The sequence below is a fragment of the Shewanella sp. ENK2 genome, from assembly GCF_043568515.1.
GTDB classification, from domain to species: Bacteria; Pseudomonadota; Gammaproteobacteria; order Enterobacterales; family Shewanellaceae; genus Shewanella; species Shewanella japonica.
On sequence record NZ_CP171406.1, the window covers coordinates 2,387,272 to 2,408,725 of the forward strand.

12 protein-coding genes are annotated in these 21,454 nt (G+C 42.0%); 6 read left to right on the forward strand and 6 right to left on the reverse strand.

The window, feature by feature from the left end; translation table 11 throughout:
- Positions 1-57 precede the first annotated feature (57 nt).
- The 5 genes from aceE (at position 58) to ACGEDC_RS10690 (ending at position 13,269) form a co-directional block, all read left to right on the forward strand.
- On the forward strand, positions 58-2,721 hold the full coding sequence (gene aceE / locus ACGEDC_RS10670) for a pyruvate dehydrogenase (acetyl-transferring), homodimeric type (protein ID WP_055022943.1): 2,664 nt from the start codon (positions 58-60) through the stop codon (positions 2,719-2,721).
- Between the two features lie 11 nt (positions 2,722-2,732).
- Positions 2,733-4,697 (forward strand): dihydrolipoyllysine-residue acetyltransferase, encoded by a 1,965-nt coding sequence (gene aceF / locus ACGEDC_RS10675; protein ID WP_394498131.1) that lies wholly within the window; start codon positions 2,733-2,735, stop codon positions 4,695-4,697.
- A 162-nt stretch (positions 4,698-4,859) separates the two neighbouring features.
- Entirely contained in the window at positions 4,860-6,287 is a 1,428-nt protein-coding gene (gene lpdA / locus ACGEDC_RS10680; protein WP_055022941.1) for a dihydrolipoyl dehydrogenase, read from the forward strand.
- Positions 6,288-6,483: 196 nt separating this feature from the next.
- On the forward strand, positions 6,484-10,926 hold the full coding sequence (locus ACGEDC_RS10685) for an EAL domain-containing protein (protein ID WP_394498134.1): 4,443 nt from the start codon (positions 6,484-6,486) through the stop codon (positions 10,924-10,926).
- 129 nt (positions 10,927-11,055) lie between these two features.
- Positions 11,056-13,269 (forward strand): patatin-like phospholipase family protein, encoded by a 2,214-nt coding sequence (locus ACGEDC_RS10690; protein ID WP_080914724.1) that lies wholly within the window; start codon positions 11,056-11,058, stop codon positions 13,267-13,269.
- A 79-nt stretch (positions 13,270-13,348) separates the two neighbouring features.
- Here the strand turns inward: ACGEDC_RS10690 and hxpB are convergent, their stop codons facing one another.
- Complete coding sequence (gene hxpB / locus ACGEDC_RS10695; RefSeq protein ID WP_394498137.1) at positions 13,349-14,020, reverse strand: hexitol phosphatase HxpB; 672 nt, start codon at positions 14,018-14,020, stop codon at positions 13,349-13,351.
- Positions 14,021-14,452: 432 nt separating this feature from the next.
- On the opposite strand from hxpB, the gene acnB reads away from it, so the two are divergent.
- Entirely contained in the window at positions 14,453-17,050 is a 2,598-nt protein-coding gene (gene acnB / locus ACGEDC_RS10700) for a bifunctional aconitate hydratase 2/2-methylisocitrate dehydratase (RefSeq protein ID WP_394498139.1), read from the forward strand.
- A 339-nt stretch (positions 17,051-17,389) separates the two neighbouring features.
- Here acnB and ACGEDC_RS10705 read toward each other — a convergent pair whose 3' ends face one another.
- The 5 genes from ACGEDC_RS10705 to ACGEDC_RS10725 all read right to left on the reverse strand — a co-directional run bounded on the left by ACGEDC_RS10705 (position 17,390) and on the right by ACGEDC_RS10725 (position 21,454).
- Positions 17,390-17,794 carry a MerC domain-containing protein gene (locus ACGEDC_RS10705; RefSeq protein ID WP_394498141.1) on the reverse strand — a complete coding sequence of 135 codons (405 nt, stop codon included), beginning with the start codon at positions 17,792-17,794 and terminating at the stop codon, positions 17,390-17,392.
- Between the two features lie 438 nt (positions 17,795-18,232).
- Positions 18,233-18,613 carry a gamma-butyrobetaine hydroxylase-like domain-containing protein gene (locus ACGEDC_RS10710; protein ID WP_055022935.1) on the reverse strand — a complete coding sequence of 127 codons (381 nt, stop codon included), beginning with the start codon at positions 18,611-18,613 and terminating at the stop codon, positions 18,233-18,235.
- A 237-nt stretch (positions 18,614-18,850) separates the two neighbouring features.
- Positions 18,851-20,176: an ATP-dependent protease ATPase subunit HslU gene (gene hslU / locus ACGEDC_RS10715; protein ID WP_055022934.1), complete on the reverse strand. Its 1,326-nt coding sequence runs from the start codon at positions 20,174-20,176 to the stop codon at positions 18,851-18,853.
- Between the two features lie 22 nt (positions 20,177-20,198).
- Entirely contained in the window at positions 20,199-20,723 is a 525-nt protein-coding gene (gene hslV, locus ACGEDC_RS10720) for an ATP-dependent protease subunit HslV (RefSeq protein WP_055022933.1), read from the reverse strand.
- A gap of 152 nt (positions 20,724-20,875) precedes the next feature.
- On the reverse strand, positions 20,876-21,454 hold the full coding sequence (locus ACGEDC_RS10725; protein ID WP_394498145.1) for an SPOR domain-containing protein: 579 nt from the start codon (positions 21,452-21,454) through the stop codon (positions 20,876-20,878).

The window sequence follows — 21,454 nt, forward strand, 5'->3', positions numbered from 1 at the left end:
ATCACTATAGATTGACCGAAACACATTAATTATCAGTATCTAGAGAAGGACAGCGACATGTCTGAAGATATGCTACAAGACTTAGATCCATTAGAAACTCAAGAATGGGTAGATTCCCTGCAAGCGGTATTAGAGCAAGAAGGCCCTGAACGTGCGCATTATCTACTTGAACAGTTAATCGATAAAGCGCGCCGTAATGGTACTCATCTACCTTACAAGGCAACGACCGCTTATTTGAATACCATTCCATCTGGCCAAGAGCCACATATGCCTGGTGATCAGGAAATGGAGCGTCGCATTCGTGCTATCGTTCGTTGGAATGCCCTTGCAATGGTATTACGTGGTTCTAAGAAAGATTTAGAGCTAGGTGGTCACATTTCTAGTTTTGCCTCTAGTGCGACTATTTATGATGTGTGTTTTAACCACTTCTTCCGTGCTCCTAACGCAAAAGACGGCGGAGATTTAGTGTATTACCAAGGTCATATCGCACCGGGTATCTACTCTCGTTCTTTCCTTGAAGGTCGTATTAGCGAAGATCAAATGAACGGATTCCGTCAAGAAGTTGATGGTAAAGGTCTGTCTTCATATCCGCATCCCAAATTAATGCCTGACTACTGGCAGTTCCCGACAGTATCAATGGGCCTTGGTCCGATTCAAGCAATTTATCAAGCGCGTTTCCTTAAGTATCTCACTGACCGTGGTTTAAAAGATTGCTCTGAGCAAACGGTTTACTGTTTCTTAGGTGATGGTGAGTGTGATGAGCCTGAAACATTAGGTGCTATCGGTCTTGCTGCCCGTGAAGAATTAGATAACTTAGTCTTTATTGTTAACTGTAACTTGCAGCGTCTTGATGGTCCTGTTCGTGGTAACGGTAAGATCATTCAAGAGTTAGAAGGCGAATTCCGCGGCGCAGGCTGGGAAGCCGTTAAAGTGATTTGGGGTCGCTACTGGGATCCACTACTTGCACGTGATACTAGCGGTAAATTATTGCAGTTAATGGAAGAAACCGTCGATGGTGAATACCAAAACTGTAAAGCTAAAGGTGGCGCTTATACACGTGAGCACTTCTTTGGTAAGTATCCTGAAACTGCCGAAATGGTTGCTAACATGTCAGATGATGACATTTGGCGTTTGAACCGTGGTGGTCATGATCCAGTTAAGATTTATGCTGCATTACAACATGCTAAAAATACTAAAGGTCGTCCTACAGTCATCCTTGCTAAAACAGTTAAAGGCTACGGTATGGGTGATGCGGGTGAAGGTAAAAACATCGCGCATAACGTCAAGAAAATGGGCGTAGAATCGCTTAAATACTTCCGCGATCGTTTTAATATCCCAATTAGCGATGATCAGTTAGAAGATATTCCTTACTACCATCCAGGTGCTGACTCTGAAGAGGTTAAATACCTTAAAGCGCGTCGTGAATCACTCCATGGTGCGATGCCAACTCGCCTTGAGAAGTTCTCTGAAGAGTTAGAAGTACCATCGCTTAAGATTTTTGACTCAGTGCTGAAAGGCTCTAATGGCCGTCAAATCTCAAGCACAATGTCATTTGTCCGTATTTTGACTGCGCTACTAAAAGACAAGAAAATCGGCAAGAACATCGTACCGATTATTCCTGATGAAGCACGTACTTTTGGTATGGAAGGCTTATTCCGTCAGGTGGGTATTTATGCCCATGAAGGACAAAAATACGAGCCGCAAGATTCAGATCAAGTTGCTTACTACCGTGAAGATAAAACCGGTCAAGTATTACAAGAAGGGATTAACGAATTAGGTGCAATGTCATCTTGGGTCGCAGCGGCAACAAGCTACTCAGTTAACGATACTCCTATGATCCCATTCTACATCTACTACTCAATGTTTGGTTTCCAACGTATTGGTGACATGGCTTGGGCTGCAGGTGATATGCGAGCGCGTGGCTTTATGGTGGGTGGCACATCAGGTCGTACTACCTTGAATGGTGAAGGTCTTCAGCATCAAGATGGCCACAGCCATGTCTTAGCAAACACTATTCCAAACTGTATTTCTTACGATCCTACTTACGGTTACGAAATTGCTGTGATTGTTCAAGACGGTATTCGTCGTATGTATGGTGAGCAGGAAGACGTGTTCTACTACCTCACTACTATGAACGAAAACTACGAACAACTTGCTATGCCTGAAGGCAGCGAAGAAGGTATCGTTAAAGGTATCTACAAGCTAGAAAGTCATCAAGGTAGTGGTAAAGGTTCAGTTCAGTTAATGGGTAGCGGCACGATTCTAGAGCAAGTGCGTAAAGCGGCTGTCGCTTTATCAAAAGACTTCGGAATTAGCGCAGATGTATTCAGCGTGACTAGCTTTAACGAGTTAACACGTGACGGCCAAGCCACTGAGCGTTACAACATGCTTCACCCAACTGAAACGCCAAAAGTACCATATATCTCTGAAGTGTTATCAAAAGATGCACCAGCGATTGTCGCAACAGATTATATGAAGATTTACGGCGAACAATTACGTGCTTACATCCCGACTGATTACAAAGTGTTAGGTACTGACGGTTTCGGCCGCAGTGATAGCCGTGAGAATTTACGTCACCACTTTGAAGTTGATGCTAAGTTCATTGTTATTGCTTCACTTAAGTCTCTTGTCGACCGTAACGAAATACCAGTTGATGTGCTAACTAAAGCAATCAAGGAATACGGTATTGACGTTGATAAGATCAACCCACAGTTCGCATAGAGAGAAACAAAATGGCTGAATTAAAAGAAGTTTTGGTTCCTGATATCGGTGGTGATGAAGTTCAGGTTATTGAAGTCTGTGTTGCAGTTGGTGATGAAATCGCTGCAGAAGACTCAATTCTTACCGTTGAAAGCGACAAAGCAACCATGGATATTCCAGCGCCGTTTGCCGGTACTGTAGCCGAGTTAAAAGTGGCTGTAGGCGATACCATCGCTGAAGGTAAGCTGATTGCGATGTTAAATGCAGCTTCTGCGGCGGCTCCTGTTGAAGCGCCACAAGCAGCACCAGCTCCAGTAGCACCAGCGTCTCCTGCTGCACCAATCGTTGAAGCTCCTGCAGCGCCAGCAGCTGGCGGCTCGCAACTCATTGAAGTGGCAGTGCCAGATATTGGTGACGCTGAAAACGTTGATATTATTGAAGTTCTGGTGAGTGTGGGTGAAACCATTGAAGCCGATACCGGCTTAATCACCTTAGAAACTGACAAAGCGACGATGGAGGTGCCTGCACCTTCAGCGGGCGTGGTGAAAGAACTTAAAGTTGCCGTTGGCGATAAAGTGTCTCAAGGCTCATTAGTATTAATGCTTGAAGTAGGCGCATCGGCTCCTGCTGCAACTGAACAAGTTGCCACAGCTCCTGCAGAAGCAACGCAAGCTACTGCGCCTGCTGCTAGCACTGTGGAAGTGAAAGAAGTTGCGGTTCCAGATATTGGCGATGCATCGGATGTCGACGTTATTGAAGTTTTGGTTGCCGTTGGTGATGTGCTTGAAGTGGATACGGGGTTAATTACCCTTGAAACGGATAAAGCGACGATGGAAGTGCCTGCACCATTTGCTGGTAAACTTGTAAGCTTAACGGTAAATGTGGGTGATAAAGTTTCTCAAGGTAGCATTATTGCCACTGTTGAAACGACTTCATCTGCAGCCCCTACTCCAAGTGCGCCAGCGCCTGCACCGGCTGCAAGCAAACCAGCTCCTGCAGCGGCACCTGCTCCAGCTAAGGCTGCACCAGTGCCACATCATCCAAGTGCGGGTAATCAACCTAAAACGGGTGTGGTACATGCTTCACCTGCTGTACGCCGCTTAGCGAGAGAGTTTGGCGCCGATTTAACGTTAGTTAAAGGCACCGGACGTAAGGGCCGTATCTTAAAAGAAGATGTACAAGCCTTTATTAAGTATGAGCTAAGTCGCCCTAAAGCATCTGCTGCAACTTCTGTTGCTGGTGGTGCGGGTGGATTGAATGTGATTGCTGCGCCGAAGGTGGACTTCAGTAAGTTTGGTGAAGTTGAAGAAGTGCCGTTAAGTCGTATTCAGAAAATCTCTGGACCTAACTTACATCGCAACTGGGTTACGATTCCACATGTGACGCAATTTGATGAAGCTGATATCACTGAATTAGAAGCATTCCGTAAAGAACAAAATACACTTGCTGCTAAGAAGAAAGCGGATTACAAAATTACGCCGCTTGTCTTTATGATGAAAGCTGTAGCGAAAACATTGGCTGAATTCCCAGTGTTTAACTCAAGCTTAAGTGCTGATGGTGAATCATTAATTCAGAAGAAATATTTCCACATTGGTGTGGCTGTAGATACACCAAACGGATTGATGGTACCAGTTGTTCGCGACGTTGATAAGAAAGGTATCGTTGAGCTATCTCGTGAGTTAATGGACATTTCAGTACGTGCTCGTGACGGGAAGCTTAAGTCAGCGGATATGCAAGGTAGTTGTTTCACTATCTCAAGTTTAGGTGGCATTGGCGGTACCGCATTTACCCCAATTGTTAACTATCCTGATGTGGCTATTTTGGGTGTATCTAAGTCTGAAATGAAGCCTAAATGGAATGGCAGTGATTTTGAGCCTAAATTGATGTTGCCATTATCGTTATCATACGATCACCGTGTGATTGATGGTGCAATGGCTGCGCGCTTTAGCGTCACATTATCTAGCATTCTTAGCGACATCCGTACGTTAATTTTGTAAAGAGAAAGGCTGCTCAATGTGAGCAGCCTTTTTTATCTCGTCACAGGATTGTGATCAGTGTCAAACAAAGGGTAAAATGCGGCCACCTTACAAGATTCAATAATGACCCCATTTTGCAGTTTGGACGGTTTTTCCGCCAACAAGAGAAAAATAGAGGAAAACATGAGTAAAGAAATCAAAACTCAGGTAGTAGTACTTGGTTCAGGCCCTGCAGGCTATTCAGCAGCATTCCGAGCTGCAGATTTAGGTTTAGAAACAGTTATCGTTGAGCGTTTTAGTACGTTAGGTGGTGTTTGTTTGAATGTGGGTTGTATCCCGTCAAAAGCATTACTACATGTCGCTAAAGTGATCGAAGAAGCAAAAGAAGTTGCTCATCACGGTGTTGTATTTGGTGAGCCAACGATTGATTTAGAAAAATTACGCGGCTTTAAAGAAAAAGTAGTGGGTCAATTAACAGGCGGTTTAGGCGGAATGTCTAAAATGCGTAAAGTTAATGTAGTTAATGGCTATGGTAAATTTACTTCATCAAACACCATGGAAGTTCAAGGTGAAGATGGCGTTACAGTGATTAACTTTGAACACGCAATTATTGCTGCTGGTTCACGCCCAATCGAGCTACCGTTCATTCCACATGAAGACCCACGTATCTGGGACTCTACTGATGCACTAGAACTTAAAGAAGTGCCAGGTAAATTATTAGTTATGGGTGGCGGTATTATTGGCCTAGAAATGGGTACCGTTTATTCATCAATCGGTAGTGAAATTGATGTGGTTGAAATGTTTGACCAAGTCATTCCTGCTGCTGATAAAGATATCGTTCGTATCTTCACTAAGAAGATCAAGAAGAAATTCAACTTGATGCTTGAAACGAAAGTGACAGCGGTTGAAGCAAAAGAAGACGGTATCTACGTTACTATGGAAGGCAAGAAAGCACCTGCTGAGCCTGTGCGTTATGATGCTGTATTGGTTGCAATTGGTCGTACACCAAATGGTAAATCAATTGATGCTGAAAAAGCTGGCGTAAATGTTGATGAGCGTGGTTTCATCAATGTTGATAAGCAGTTACGTACTAACGTACCTAACATTTTCGCTATTGGTGATATCGTAGGTCAGCCAATGTTGGCTCACAAAGGTGTGCATGAAGGTCATGTGGCTGCTGAAGTTATTTCAGGTCTTAAGCATTTCTTCGATCCTAAAGTGATCCCTTCGATTGCTTATACAGACCCAGAAGTAGCATGGGTTGGTCTAACTGAGAAAGAAGCAAAAGAGCAAGGTGTTGCATACGAAACTGCAAGCTTCCCTTGGGCTGCAAGTGGCCGTGCTATTGCTTCTGACGCAAGTGATGGCATGACTAAGTTAATCTTCGACAAAGAAACTCATCGTGTGATTGGTGGTGCTGTTGTTGGTGTTAATGGTGGTGAATTACTAGGTGAAATTGGCCTAGCAATTGAAATGGGTTGTGATGCTGAAGATTTAGCATTAACTATTCATGCTCACCCAACCTTACATGAGTCTGTCGGTCTTGCTGCCGAAGTTTATGAAGGTTCTATTACTGATTTGCCAAACCCAAAAGCAAAAAAGAAAAAATAACTAGCAACTCATTGTAGCTATTTGTATCAAAGCACCTTACGGGGTGCTTTTTTTGATCAATTTTTACAATATGGTGATATATTTAAAATGTGTATCAATTGAGTTTTAGATAGTTGTTGGCATGAAGCCAGTTTATATTTTGCAAGGAAACTTCCAACGTTACGAATAAATCATTTTCCAGAGTAATAATTAACAAATGATAAATCGCGTTAAACAGTTTTTAAGTTTCATTTTTCTAACCATTTTATTTTGTAACCAAGCTTCAGCTGTAAATGTTGTCCAGCGACTTTTTAATGCCCAAGATGGGTTAATTAACTATTCGATTAATGATATTACTTTTGATGATTATGGTTATGTCTGGCTTGCAACTCAGCAGGGGTTGTATCGTGTCAGTAGCTCTGCAATTCGCAGAATTGACCAACCTAATAGCGCTGATGCTCTCAGTTATCAAAATATCAAATTGCTGATTAAAGTCGGTAAAAATCATTTATTACTCAACAGCAATTTCTCTTTAACCCTTTACGATATTTCGACAAACCAATTCTCTGATCTGCTTATTGATTCACCTGACAGCTTTTATAACGATCCTATTTCAGGTTACACAAGGCTTGCAAACGGAAGTGTGGTGTTATTAACCAATGCTGGTCGAGTATTGCTGCTTGATAACGAGTCTTTACAGCTAACCTTGTTACACTCACTCGATGAAAATGTGGCTTGGAACAGTATTCATCAATGGGCTGATAACACTTTTTTATATTCAAATAGCCTTGCTATTGAACTTAGGGATGCTCAAGGTGCACTGTTATCTCAAATTGATTGGGATATAAAAAATACCTTTATTCGTGGCTTATTTATCGATAGCAAAGATGATATTTGGGTATACAGTAATAAAGGCTTATTCCTTGTCGATATCGATAAAAAAACCATTAACCGCATGGCTATTGCCCCCTTTAATATCCATCAGTTGGTAGAAGATAAGCAAGGTAGTTTATGGATGTCGACGACTTCTGGTCTGTTTTCTTGGCAACCGCATACCGACGAGATTAAATCTTATAAAGAAGAGTTAAAGCGTGATGCTGATATTGATTACATTGACGATGTTGCCGTTGATCAGCATGGGCTGATTTGGCTTGGCGGTTCTGGTGAAGGCTTGGCTTTATTAGCGCTAAAACCTGATTTCTTACTGGATTACTTTAACAAGGCCTCTAAATATAAACTCGTCGATGAGATGATATGGAGTGTATTTGCTCAAGACGATAAGTTATGGCTTGGCGGTGATGGTGGATTGAATATTGTCGATAAACAAGCTGTTGCTTCTAGTTTGCATCTCCCAAATGGGTTTCAAGCAAGTGATTCAGTATACAGTCTATCTGAGTTAGAGAGCCAATATGTGTCACTCGCGACCACCAATGGCGTGTTTGTGTATGACAAAGATACGAATAACGAAGTCGACTTTTCAACATTCGCTCCTAACAGTGACAGCCTTAGAGGTTCGCAGCTATTCACCTCTTATAACGATCCCCTGATTGATGGGCGAACTTGGTGGGGTACGTTTGATAAAGTCCATTATTGGCAACCTGGATTGACTGATATTAAACAAATATCAATATTCAATGAAGGTGAGCGGAATACCCGAACCAGTATTAGCAGCGTTTATCGTGATGATGAAAACACGCTATGGGTCGGGGGAGATAAATATTTAGGTTATTTAACCAATCAGAATCAATTGAACTCGTTATCAGACATTTTGGTGAGAGAATATCCAAATGCTAGTGTGAATAACATCAATCAAGTTGACGATGATACGTTGTGGTTAGGGACTTACCAGGAAGGCTTACTTCGATTTAATACGAAAACCCATGACATTGAATCAATGAACAAATTATGGGGTTTAGACTGCAGTACTGTGTATTTTATCCAGCAAACTGATCGCTATAATCTCATTGGTTGTGAATCGATTTTAATCCGCCACGATCCCCTCAAAGATGTCGTAGACGTTTTCTCTGTGAATGATGGTTTTACAGCTTCAGAGTTTAATGAAGCTGCATCCTTTTATGACCCCAAAGCGGGGTTATATATTGGTAGTCCTGACGGGGCAATGCTGGTGGATGTTGATAAGCTTGAGCACCGAAGTCAAAGCCATGATATTTCATTGGAATCGATCTCAGTTTTTTACGACGATCAAACCGAGCTGTATTTACTGCCAGACTCATTTAACACTGTCAGACCTGATGCCAAACTGATTAGTTTTCAAATGACCACATTTGATTACATCGATACGGCGCCAATTAGTATCAAATATCGTTTAGTGCTGGATGGTTCTGCTAAAAAGCCTAACTATATTCTTCTTGAAGGGCAGACACAGGTCAATATTGCTGACTTAAATGCCGGTGTATATACCTTGGAGTTACTGCACAAACAGCAGGGAATATGGTCGACAGAACCGTTTCAATTCCAATTCAAAGTTAATGAATATTGGTGGGCATCGCAGTGGTTTAAAATGTTGGTGTTATTAATCGTTTTATTAACTGCATTCACATCAGTGGTTTTGCGTCAAAAGCAAGTTAGGCGGGTATTAAAGATTAATACGGCGCTTCGGGAAAGTGAAGACAAACTCCGTCAATCTCTGCGGGGCAGTGATTCTGACTTGTGGGAATGGAACAGCCACTCAAATAGTATTTTATTCGAAAATAAAGCGGGGATTTTAGGCGCTAAATCTCAGTTATCTTATCTCGTACCGGACTTGCCTATTATCGATGAGGATAAAGAAGGTGTAACTCGCCATTGGATGGATTTACTCAAAGGCAAGCAAGACTCGATTGATATTGAGTTTCGATATACCCGAGCCGGCGGCATTCTAGGTTGGTTACGTATCCGTGGACGTGCAGTCAAAGTCAATGATGAAACAGGGCAAGTGGAGAAGGTTGCGGGTATTTATACCGAAGTGACAGAGCAGCGAGAACTTCAAAGTGAAATTGATTTACTCGCAAAAGCTTTCGAGAATACCTCCGAAGGAATGTTAATTCTGGATGCTAAAAAGCACATCAAGGTCATTAATGCTGCAGCCAACAATTTGGTAGGCGCTGAAGAAGAACAATTGATTGGACAGCCTTTTGAGTCACTGCTGCACAAAAGTAACCCTGAAAATGACATAGATGTCTTAAAGCTTGTAGAAGGCATCTGGAATGGCGAATTGACATTTATACGCCAGCCAAATGATAAGTTTCCTGTTTGGGCCAATATTTCAGTGATGACTGATAAGCATCAGGTTATTCAGCATTATGTGGTGGTGTTTTCTGATATTACGTTACGTAAGCAAAATGAGCTTAACTTACGCAATCTAGCCAATAATGATGTATTAACAGGGCTATCGAACCGTTCCATGTTTAATCGGCAATTAGCACGAATTACTTCAGGCGCTCATGGCTCCAATGAACGATTAGCGTTATTGTTTCTCGATTTAGATCGCTTTAAGCACGTGAATGATTCATATGGTCATAGTATGGGGGATGCGTTATTAGTCGAAGCCGCTAAGCGTATTCAACGAAGTGTGGGTAGCGAGCATCTTGTGTGCCGATTTGGTGGTGATGAATTCGTTATTCTATTAAGGAAAGTTGAGTCAATCGACGAGATTAACTTGGTTGCAGAAAAAGTTCTTAAGCAAATTGCGGCACCTTTTAGGCTATTCTCACGAGAGTTTTTCGTTTCTACTAGTATTGGTATTAGCATGTGGCCTGAAGACACTTTGGACCCTGAAACTCTGATTAAAAATGCTGACTTAGCAATGTATCACGCCAAGGAAGAAGGGCGGGGGAATTTTCAATATTATTCAGCAGAGCGAAACGCAGAAGCGCAATACCATTTATGGATTGAATCGGAGCTCAGAAAAGCCATTGAGAATAACGAACTGCAACTGTATTACCAGCCGCAAATTGATATTTTAAGAGGTGATAAATTTATTGGGATGGAGGCGTTGATCCGTTGGCAACATCCTGAAAAAGGGTTTATTAGACCTGATGTATTTATTAAAGTTGCCGAGTCCTGTGGTTTGATTATTGATATTGACCGTTGGGTGTTACGTCAGGCTTGCACTGATGGTGCTCGCTGGCATGCCTTACATGATGAGCATTTTCAGTTATCGGTTAATGTCTCAGCAGTGCAATTTAGGCAAGTGGATTTCATTGATAGCCTAAAAACAATTTTGACCGATACTGGCATGCCACCTCAATGCTTAGCTGTTGAAATCACCGAAGGTGTTTTAATGAAAGAGTTGCAAGTAGCAAATGCACATTTGGCACAATTAAAAGCGTTAGGGATAGAAGTGGCGATTGATGATTTTGGTACTGGGTATTCATCACTGGCTTATTTACGAAACTTTGAAGTTAATACACTTAAAATTGATCGGTCATTCTTGATTGATATTGTTAATAACGAGGCCGACCAAGCGATTGTGAGTAGTATTATAGAATTAGCTCGTAACCTTAAATTACATGTGGTTGCAGAAGGTATTGAGTCTTACGATCAAATGGAGCAAGTATTCAGCCGTGGTTGTTATATCATTCAAGGTTACTATTTTGCTAAGCCGATGCCACGTGACGCGTTTGATGCATTTATCGGAATTTCAAAGGCGGACTCATAAACTAGGGAATACATTCTAAATACGATAATGCAAATAAAGGTTAATAAGATGGTTTGAAAGGTTTTATTAATGATGCATTTTCTTTGCTAGAATGGCGCCGATAATAATTTAAAGATAGGGATGCTTTATATGGGTCGTAAGATCGCATTGTTACTGTTGTTGAGTTTAACCACGAGTTTCACTTATGCAAAAGAACGTCCAACAGTAGGACTGGTATTAAGTGGCGGTGGCGCAAAAGGTTCGGCTCATATTGGCATCCTGAAAGTATTAGAGCAAAACCGTATTCCAGTTGATTATGTGACTGGTACCAGTATTGGTTCGTATGTAGGCGGTATGTACGCACTTGGTTATACCGCTGATGAAATAGAAACGATCATGCTGAACTCTCCTTGGGCTGAGGGCTACTCAGATACTATTCCCCGCGAAGATCTAACCTACCGTGATAAACAACATCGAGATAAATTTAATATCCCATTAAATGTGGGCTATAAAGATGGGGGGCTTGCTGCGCCAAGTGGCTTACTTCGAGGCCAAACAATGTCACAGCTACTGCAACATTCAACTGACCTCGTTGAGCAGTTTGGTGATTTCGATGATTTAGCTATTCCCTACCGTGCAGTTGCAACAGATTTATCCACAAGTCACGCCGTTGTATTAGATAAGGGCAGTATTGTAAAAGCCATGCAAGCTTCTGCCACTGTGCCAGGTGCGCTGCAACCAGCAGAAATAGATGGCAAGCTTCTCGTCGACGGCGGTATTTCGAATAATATGCCGATTGATGTGGTTAAAGCCATGGGAGCAGATGTGGTGATCGCTGTTGATATTGGCTCACCATTGGCAACTAAAGAGCAGCTAGATAGCACCATTGCAGTATTGGAACAGCTATCGACGATTCTGACCAAAGCTACCACTGAAGAGCAGAAGACCTATTTAACAGATGGTGACGTGCTCATTCGTCCCGCGATTGACGACATGAGCACTACTGACTTTGAAATCATGCCGCAAGCATTAGAAGCTGGGACTATCGCTGGTAATGCTGCTCTGCCTATGTTGGCTCACTTGAGTATCAGTGAAGCTGATTATCAAGCTTATCAAGATAAAAAAAGACGAGCCAAGCTGGTGTTTGTGAATCAAGTCAACCGTCCTTCCACCAAAATTGTTTTCGACAATAACTCTAAAGTTAGTGAGCGCTTATTACGAGAAGAGTTAGGCTTAAAAGAAGGCGAGGTGATCACTAAAGAAGAGTTAAATGCTGCAATCAAACGACTATATTCGCTTAATAAATTTGAACGTGTCGATGCAGAATTTGAAGATACTGAAGAAGGCCGTGTTTTAACCGTCAGTACCCATGCAAAATCTTGGGGACCTAATTATTTTGATGTCGGCTTTAATTGGGAAGATGACTTTACTTTAGATTCGGCGATTACCTTGAGCTTGGCTTACACCATGGGTGAACTTACCGATAATGGTGGCGAATGGCGAAACGAGATGCAACTTGGATTTGAAAAACGAATTAGTACTGAGTTTTACCAGCCTTTCTCAAAAGACCAAGATTTTTATGGCCGAGCGCTTTATGAGTATGAGATTAAAGACTGGGACTTTTATGATGGCAATGACCGTTTATATGAGCTTAAAAATTCGTTAAATCAATTCTCTATGGGTGTGGGTTATAACTACTCTCACGCTGGTTTGATAGAGATTGGTGCTGTGGGTGAACTAGGGACACTATCTAATCGTGCCGTTTCCGAAATTGACTTGGATTATGATTCAGTCGGTGGATACTTTTTGATGACGTACGATACATTAAATAGCATCAGCTTCCCTACTGAAGGTCAACGCTTAACCTTTAAAGCGGCAGTGCGTGATGAAAAATACTCAGGTGCCGTGGTCAATGACTCAGATCAACTGGCTTGGCAATTTGAAGCAGATTGGAAAGGGGCATTAAATCTAGGTAACCATGCCATTGTAGGTAAAGCGGCAATCACTACAGTGGATGTTGACCGTGATTTCACCATTCATGTTGCTGAATTAGGTGGCTTCTTGAATTTATCGGGTTATCACAAAGGTGCTCTTGCTGGACCTCACAAAGCATTTGGCGCACTGATTTATCAGTATGATCTTGGTCGAGATGTTTTATTATCAGATGTGCCACTCTACTTAGGTGCCAGTATTGAGGCTGGTAACGTGTGGCTACTAAAGGATGACATTGATTTAGATGACTTGATATATGCGAGTAGTCTTTATTTAGGTACCGATACTAGCTGGGGGCCGGCAGCATTAGGCTTTGGCTTTACTGATACTGGCGAGCAAGCGTTTTACTTATTCATTGGTAAAAACTTCTAACTTAAGTCTTTATTCGAATAGACTTGGTGATGTAAAGGGCTGCGGGTGCAGCCTTTTTTATATCGCTTTTGTTGCTTAGTTAGATTCTGGTAGTGGCATTTAGCACATCAGCTAATTGGCCTAAATGCTCAAGCTGTTGATGCGCAATAACCCAACGTGATTGCTCTGCCAATTCAGGAGCAGGAATCGCCACGGTTTGCATTGTCGCTGCTCTTGCTGCAATTAGGCCATTAAATGAATCTTCAATGGCTAGGCAATGTGCAGGATTTACCTTTAATGCATTGGCGCAATTCAAATAGACTTCTGGATGCGGCTTTCCGTACTGAAGATTTTCAGCAGATGCAATTGCTTCAAAATATGATCTTATCCCTAGTTTTGCCATGACTGAGTCAATGAGATCTGTTGATGAAGAGGTCGCTAGTCCAATTTTAAGCTGCTTTTGCTGGCATAGTTTCAGTGCATCGATAACGCCGCGCATTGGGGCACCTTCAGTTTCAATAAACGTGACGACTTTATCGATAATCTGCTGCGCGACAGCACGGTTATCATAGTTATCCCATGGGTATCGCTGGTACCAATAGGCAACCAATAAGTCGATTCGTAACCCTGTGGTAACTTCGGCATCTTTCATGGTGATGGGTACACCGAGTTGATTGAGCACTTCGACCTCAGCTTTTTGCCAAGCTGGCTCGGTATCAATAATCACGCCGTCCATATCAAATATGACCGCTTCTATAGTGGTTAATGACATATTACTCCCTTACTTAGTTTGAATAGCTAGTCAATAAAGTTGAATAAACAGTGTTTTAGGCATGTATTAGGTGGTGCTGTTCAAAGACTATGCAGAATAGCGAAAAAAAGCAAAATTTCATCTAAGTTATACGATTGATTTATAGGACTGAATTAAATTGTGGTGTCAGGTTAATTTACTGAAATTAAAGTGTTTATTTAATGTTTTAAACTATTGTCTAATTTTATTTGTTTAAAGCAGAAGTTAAATTATACTGCGAGCTCAATATTAGTATCGATTTCGTCTCCATTAGAGTGTGATCTAATTCATACTTTTGCAAACCTGTAGTATACTACGGGTCGGATTTCAAGCCCGAACCTGTGGAATGGTCATTTTTTCTATTAAATGATGTTCAGTTTCGCTGTTAGGCGCAAAACAAAGAGGAATGTTGCCGTGCTAGAAGCATATCGTAAACACGTCGCAGAACGTGCTGCAGAGGGTGTTGTCCCTAAGCCATTAGATGCACAACAAGTGGCTGAATTAGTGAAGTTAGTTGAAACTCCGCCTGCTGGTGAAGAGGCCGTGATTCTAGATCTATTAGAAAATCGTATTCCCCCTGGTGTTGATGAAGCTGCGTACGTAAAAGCGGCATTCTTAGATGCAGTTGCCAAAGGCACTGCTTCGTCACCAATCCTATCAACTGAGCGTGCTACTGAACTACTTGGTACTATGCAAGGTGGTTACAACATTGAGCCGTTAATCGCTCAATTAGATAATGATGCACTTGCTCCGATCGCAGTCACTGCATTATCAAATACACTATTAATGTTTGATGCCTACCATGATGTGGTAGAAAAAATGCAAGCAGGTAATGACTTTGCTAAGCAAGTTGTTAACTCTTGGGCTAATGCTGAGTGGTTCCTAAACCGTCCTAAATTAGCAGAAAAAGTGACCTTGACTGTATTTAAAGTGTCAGGTGAGACAAACACAGATGACTTGTCTCCTGCTCCTGATGCATGGTCTCGTCCAGATATCCCATTGCACGCATTAGCCATGCTGAAAAATGCCCGTGATGGCATTGTGCCTGATGAAGCTGGCGTTGTTGGCCCAATCAAAGAAATCGAAGCACTTAAAGGCAAAGGTCATCCACTGGTTTATGTTGGTGACGTTGTTGGTACTGGTTCTTCTCGTAAATCGGCGACTAACTCAGTGCTATGGTTCATGGGTGACGATATCCCTTATGTACCTAATAAGCGCGCTGGTGGTTTCTGTTTAGGTGGTAAAATTGCACCAATCTTCTTCAACACGATGGAAGATGCAGGCGCATTACCAATTGAGCTAGACGTAGAAAAAATGAACATGGGCGATGTTATTGATATCTACCCATATGAAGGCGTAGTTAAGCGTGCTGGCACTGATGAAGTGATTTCAACGTTTGAGCTTAAAACTGACGTACTGCTAGATGAAGTACGTGCTGGTGGCCGTATTCCATTAATCATTGGTCGTGGTTTAACAGACCGTGCACGTGAAACGCTAGGTCTTAGTGCTTCAGATGTATTCGTACGTCCACAAGACGTTGAAGCATCAAGTAAAGGCTTCACACTGGCGCAAAAAATGGTCGGTAAAGCTTGTGGTGTAACAGGTATTCGCCCAGGTCAGTATTGTGAACCTAAAATGACATCTGTTGGTTCGCAAGATACCACTGGCCCAATGACACGTGATGAGCTAAAAGATTTAGCATGTTTGGGCTTCAGTGCAGACCTAACGATGCAGTCATTCTGTCATACTGCCGCTTATCCTAAGCCTGTTGATGTGAATACGCATCAAACATTACCAGATTTCATCATGAACCGTGGTGGTGTTTCACTTCGTCCAGGTGACGGTGTTATTCACTCATGGTTAAACCGTATGCTTCTGCCGGATACTGTTGGTACTGGTGGTGACTCTCATACGCGTTTCCCAATTGGTATTTCATTCCCTGCAGGTTCTGGTCTTGTTGCATTTGCTGCAGCAACTGGTGTTATGCCATTGGATATGCCTGAGTCAATTTTGGTTCGCTTTAAAGGTGAAATGCAACCAGGTATCACATTACGTGATCTTGTACATGCTATCCCACATAAAGCTATCGAAATGGGTCTATTAACGGTAGAGAAGAAAGGTAAGATTAACGCTTTCTCTGGCCGTGTTCTTGAAATTGAAGGACTAGAGCACCTTAAAGTTGAGCAAGCATTCGAGTTATCTGATGCATCTGCTGAGCGTAGTGCTGCTGGTTGTACAATCAAGTTAGACAAAGAGCCAATTATTGAATACTTGAACTCTAACATCGTGATGTTGAAGTGGATGATCTCTGAAGGTTATGGCGATCGTCGTACTATTGAGCGTCGTATTAAAGGCATGGAAGAGTTTATTGCTAATCCAGAGCTAATGAGCGCAGATAGTGATGCTGAATACGCTGAAGTTATCGAAATTGATTTAGCTGATATCAAAGAGCCAATCCTTTGTGCGCCGAACGATCCAGATGATGCAGTGTTATTATCATCAGTTGTTGATACTAAAATTGACGAAGTCTTCGTCGGTTCTTGTATGACCAACATCGGTCACTTCCGTGCAACAGGTAAAATGCTTGATAAGTTTGCTAAGACTTTACCAACACGTTTGTGGATTGCTCCACCAACGAAAATGGATAAAGACCAGCTAACAGAAGAAGGCTATTATGCAATCTTTGGACGTGTCGGTGCACGCATCGAGATCCCAGGTTGTTCACTGTGTATGGGTAACCAAGCACGTGTTGCTGAAAATTCAACAGTCGTATCAACATCGACACGTAACTTCCCTAACCGTCTAGGTACTGGCGCAAACGTTTACTTAGCATCTGCTGAGTTAGCTGCCGTAGCTGCACTATTAGGTCGTTTACCATCTCCTGCAGAGTATCAAGAATATGCGAAAGAGTTAGATGCAACAGCAGCTGACACTTACCGCTATTTGAACTTCGATGAGATTGAGTCTTACACAAAGAAAGCTGATAGTGTAATTTTCCAATCAGCAGTGTAGCCTTTGATAAGATGGTTACGTTTTAAAGCGTAAACTGAAAAATGCCAGCTAATTAGCTGGCATTTTTGTGTCTGGAGTTTGTCTGGATAAAAGTCGCGGCACTTCATCCATACCCGAGTCAAAAGGAGGCGTTTATCCTTCTTAACAAACCCGCATTGCCCAGTGCTATTATATAAAGCGAATGATTGCTAACGGCCGGTTCATCTATAGACTGACTTCAATTGATATTTGGCTAAATAATTAGCTTACCTCGACAACTAGGGATTAATTGGGATTCTACAATCTTAATCCAAACGAAGGTTGGAGCGCTAACAACAAGTTTCCCTTAACAGCCAAAAATCACTTCTCGCTGTGCTCACAAGCATCACTGCGACAAAGAGAGTAATTACGCCAATGTGCACAAACCAGAATGATGGTTGATGCAAGTGTCATTAGCTTTTCTCCAGTCTCACCAAATAAATCATGTCCATAAATTGCGGTTACTCCTAGCGCTATCATTCCAGAAAATGCTAACACTAAAACGGTAGGATCTTTGTGTCGTGTGCAGCCAAGAAAGACTGCGATACTGCTTGTCGGGATAATAACCCACACCATGAGAATATGATAAAAGTGATCGCTTACAGGTAGGGACAACATCGTTGGAAACAATATTAATAATAATGGCCCCGCGATACAGTGAAGTGCGCACAACGCTGAGACTGAAATAGCAAGGCGATCTAATAATATTTGGGCGGGCTTATTCATATTGATACTCAAGTGATTAATTGGTTAGGCATGATAATGATATGTTATATCATAAAGGGTCGTTAATCTATCATTGGCTTCATGAGTATTCAATAAGTTATCGGTAATATACGTATGATTTACATATTGAGTCTTGGGTTTAAGGTTAAACTCATGGTACTAAGCGGCGGTATTAAGCGATGGTATTAAGCGATGGTACTAAGTGATGGTAAAAAGTAATGGCGGTAAGCGTGATAGGGTCGAGCCAGACGATATAAAAGGCTAGATAAGCATGGAGGTGAAGATTGGTAATTTGGCTAACATCAGTATTCATTAAATTTTCTGGAATGAAAAGTCGTAAATAAGGGAAATACTATCATTTCCCTTGTTTCAGTTTTGGTCTCTGAGAAACAGTTGTCGTGCTTTGTCCTCAACCTAAGCTATATCAGGAAATGAACACTAAGAGTACTTAATATTCATATCAATTAACGGCTCACGAGAGCCTTTCTCAGCACGAAGTCGAGCTAAATATCTTTCCCAAATCTCAACTTGATGTGTTCCAAATTCATGTAATAACTTCCATGAAAATAGCCCTGTATCATGACCATCATCAAAAATGATTTTTACGGCATAATTACCAACAGGTTCAATGGCTGTAATGTTCACTGCTTTTTTATGGGTGACCAAAATTGGATTTCCGTGACGTTGCACTTCTGCTGATGGAGAGTTAACTCTGAGCATTTCACAGGTGATATTAAAAACGTCGCCATTATCAAACGTGACTTCAAGTAGCTTGGATTTACGTTTTAATTTTAGGTTAGTGACATTGGGTGAGCTCATAACGGTTACTCTCTTATAATGGAACGTTATCTAATGATAGTTTTTTCACGAATGATACTTCATAGCTAAACAGGGCGCTTAAATACAGCGTCGAGGCTTCAATAAAAAAGGTGGTTACTCTTGGAGTTAACCACCTCTTTTCATGTAGCTATCCTATTTATATTAGTTAATGTTAACTAAAATAAGGACAGCTAACACAGTGATAGCTCACAATTGAGGCATATCACCTACCGCAGATTATAAAATAAAGCGGCTTAAATCTTCATCTTCCACTAAGGTGTCGAGATGCTCTGTGACATAAGCTTCGTCGATGACAAAAGTACTGCCAGATTTTTCAGAAGCATCATAAGATATTTCTTCCATCAGTTTTTCCATCACAGTATGCAAACGGCGAGCACCAATGTTTTCTGTAGTCTCATTGACTTGCCATGCAGCTTGAGCGATTTTTTCGATACCTGATTCAGCAAATTCGACTTTAACGCCTTCTGTACCCATCAGTGCAACGTATTGCTCTGTAAGTGATGCATGTGGTTCGGTTAAGATACGCTTAAAGTCGTCAGCACTTAGGGCGCTAAGCTCAACACGAATAGGTAAACGACCTTGTAACTCAGCAATCAAGTCAGACGGCTTAGACATTTGGAACGCACCTGATGCGATAAACAGAATATGGTCAGTTTTAACCATGCCGTGTTTAGTTGTCACTGTGCAGCCTTCGATCAACGGGAGTAAGTCACGTTGTACGCCTTCACGAGATACGTCAGGTCCCGAGCTTTCGCCACGTTTACAGATTTTATCGATTTCGTCTAAGAATACGATACCGTTTTGCTCGACTAAATCAATCGCTTGTTCTTTAAGATCTTCTTGATTAACCAGTTTTGCCGCTTCTTCTTCAATCAATAGCTTGAACGCTTCTTTGATTTTTACTTTCTTACGGTTTTCTTTAGTTTGCCCCAAGTTTTGGAACATGCTTTGAAGCTGATTGGTCATTTCTTCCATGCCAGGAGGCGACATGATTTCAACACCCACTTGTGGCGCAGCTAAGTCGATATCAATTTCTTTATCGTCTAGCTGACCTTCGCGGAGTTTTTTACGGAAGATTTGACGGGTATTTGAGTCATCTTTTGGCTCAGTATTCCAATCATCTTTAGGTTTGGGTAGTAGAGCATCTAAAATGCGTTCTTCTGCTTGTTCTTCTGCGCGGTGGCGGCATTTTTTCATTTGCTGCTCACGGGTCATTTTGATAGCTGAATCGGTTAAATCACGAATGATCTGTTCGACTTCTTTGCCCACGTAACCGACTTCAGTAAACTTGGTTGCTTCCACTTTAATAAATGGCGCATTAGCAAGTTTAGCTAAACGACGGGCAATTTCAGTTTTACCGACACCTGTTGGGCCAATCATCAGAATATTTTTAGGGGTCACTTCTTGGCGCAATGAAGGCTCAAGTTGCATACGGCGCCAGCGATTACGCAAGGCTACGGCAACAGAACGTTTTGCATTTTTTTGACCAATAATATGCGAGTCCAATTCATGGACAATTTCGCGAGGGGTCATTTCAGACATAAATAATTCCTTACGTTCTAATTTAGTAGTCGATTTGCTCAACCGTTTTATGTTGGTTGGTGTATACGCAAATATCACCGGCAATCGTTAATGATTTTTCTGCAATTTCACGAGCCGTTAAGTCAGTGTTTTGCAGTAGTGCTAACGCTGAGGCATGAGCGTAATTTCCGCCTGAGCCGATAGCAATCAAATCATGTTCAGGCTGCACTACATCGCCATTACCTGTAATGATTAATGACTCTTTGGTGTCTGCAACAATCAGCATAGCTTCAAGGTTACGGAGCATTTTGTCAGTACGCCAATCTTTAGCGAGCTCTACAGCTGATTTTAATAAATGACCTTGATGCATTTCGAGCTTGGTTTCAAAGCGCTCAAAAAGGGTAAATGCATCGGCTGTGCCGCCAGCAAATCCGGCGATCACTTTATTTTGGTATAAACGACGCACTTTACGTGCATTGCCTTTCATGACGGTATTGCCGAGGGAAACTTGGCCATCACCTGCGATGACAACTTGATTATTGCGGCGTACGGATACGATAGTAGTCACGGTAAATCCTCTTAACGACGGCAGCGAATAGGAGTCTGCTGCTGGTTGATAAAACAGATATGGGGATGCTTGTTAATAATTCAAGGGATAAAAAAAGCGCTTACTAAAGTAAGCGCTTAATATTGCGGAAAAAGTCTTCACATTAAAACTAATTAATATTCCCACAGCCAAATTTGGCAACCATTAATACCAGCACGTTGCAGTTTGTGCCTGCTGCGCTCGGCTGCACGTTTAGATTCAAATGGGCCTAAAATGACTTTATGCCAGACGCCACTTGAGCCTGTGGTCGCCCTAACTTGTGCTTCCATACCTTGAAAAGCAATCATGGCTTTCATTTCTTCTGCGGGTTCAAGCTTTCTAAACGACGCACATTGCATTTGATATGGGCCTTTAGATTTCAATGCATCTTCTGGTACTTCAACATCAATGCTCTTGTTTTCTAGCTCTTCTAAGTAAGTCCATTCTTCCGTCGGTTTTGGCGGTAATGCATTTGGATCTTTCTTCACTGGCTTAGGCTTAGTCTGTTCAATAGTGACAGCAGGTGCCGTTGTTACTGGTGCATCATCAGAGCTGCCGCTTATCCACCATAAAAAATAGCCAAATCCGCCGACAAGTAACAAGACGATTAATGTCGGCAGGTAAGGAATCGATCGCTTTTGCTGTGGTTTCTTTCCTCGAGAAGACGAACGTTTTTTACCACTAGGCTTTTTATTGGCGTAATCTCGACTCAT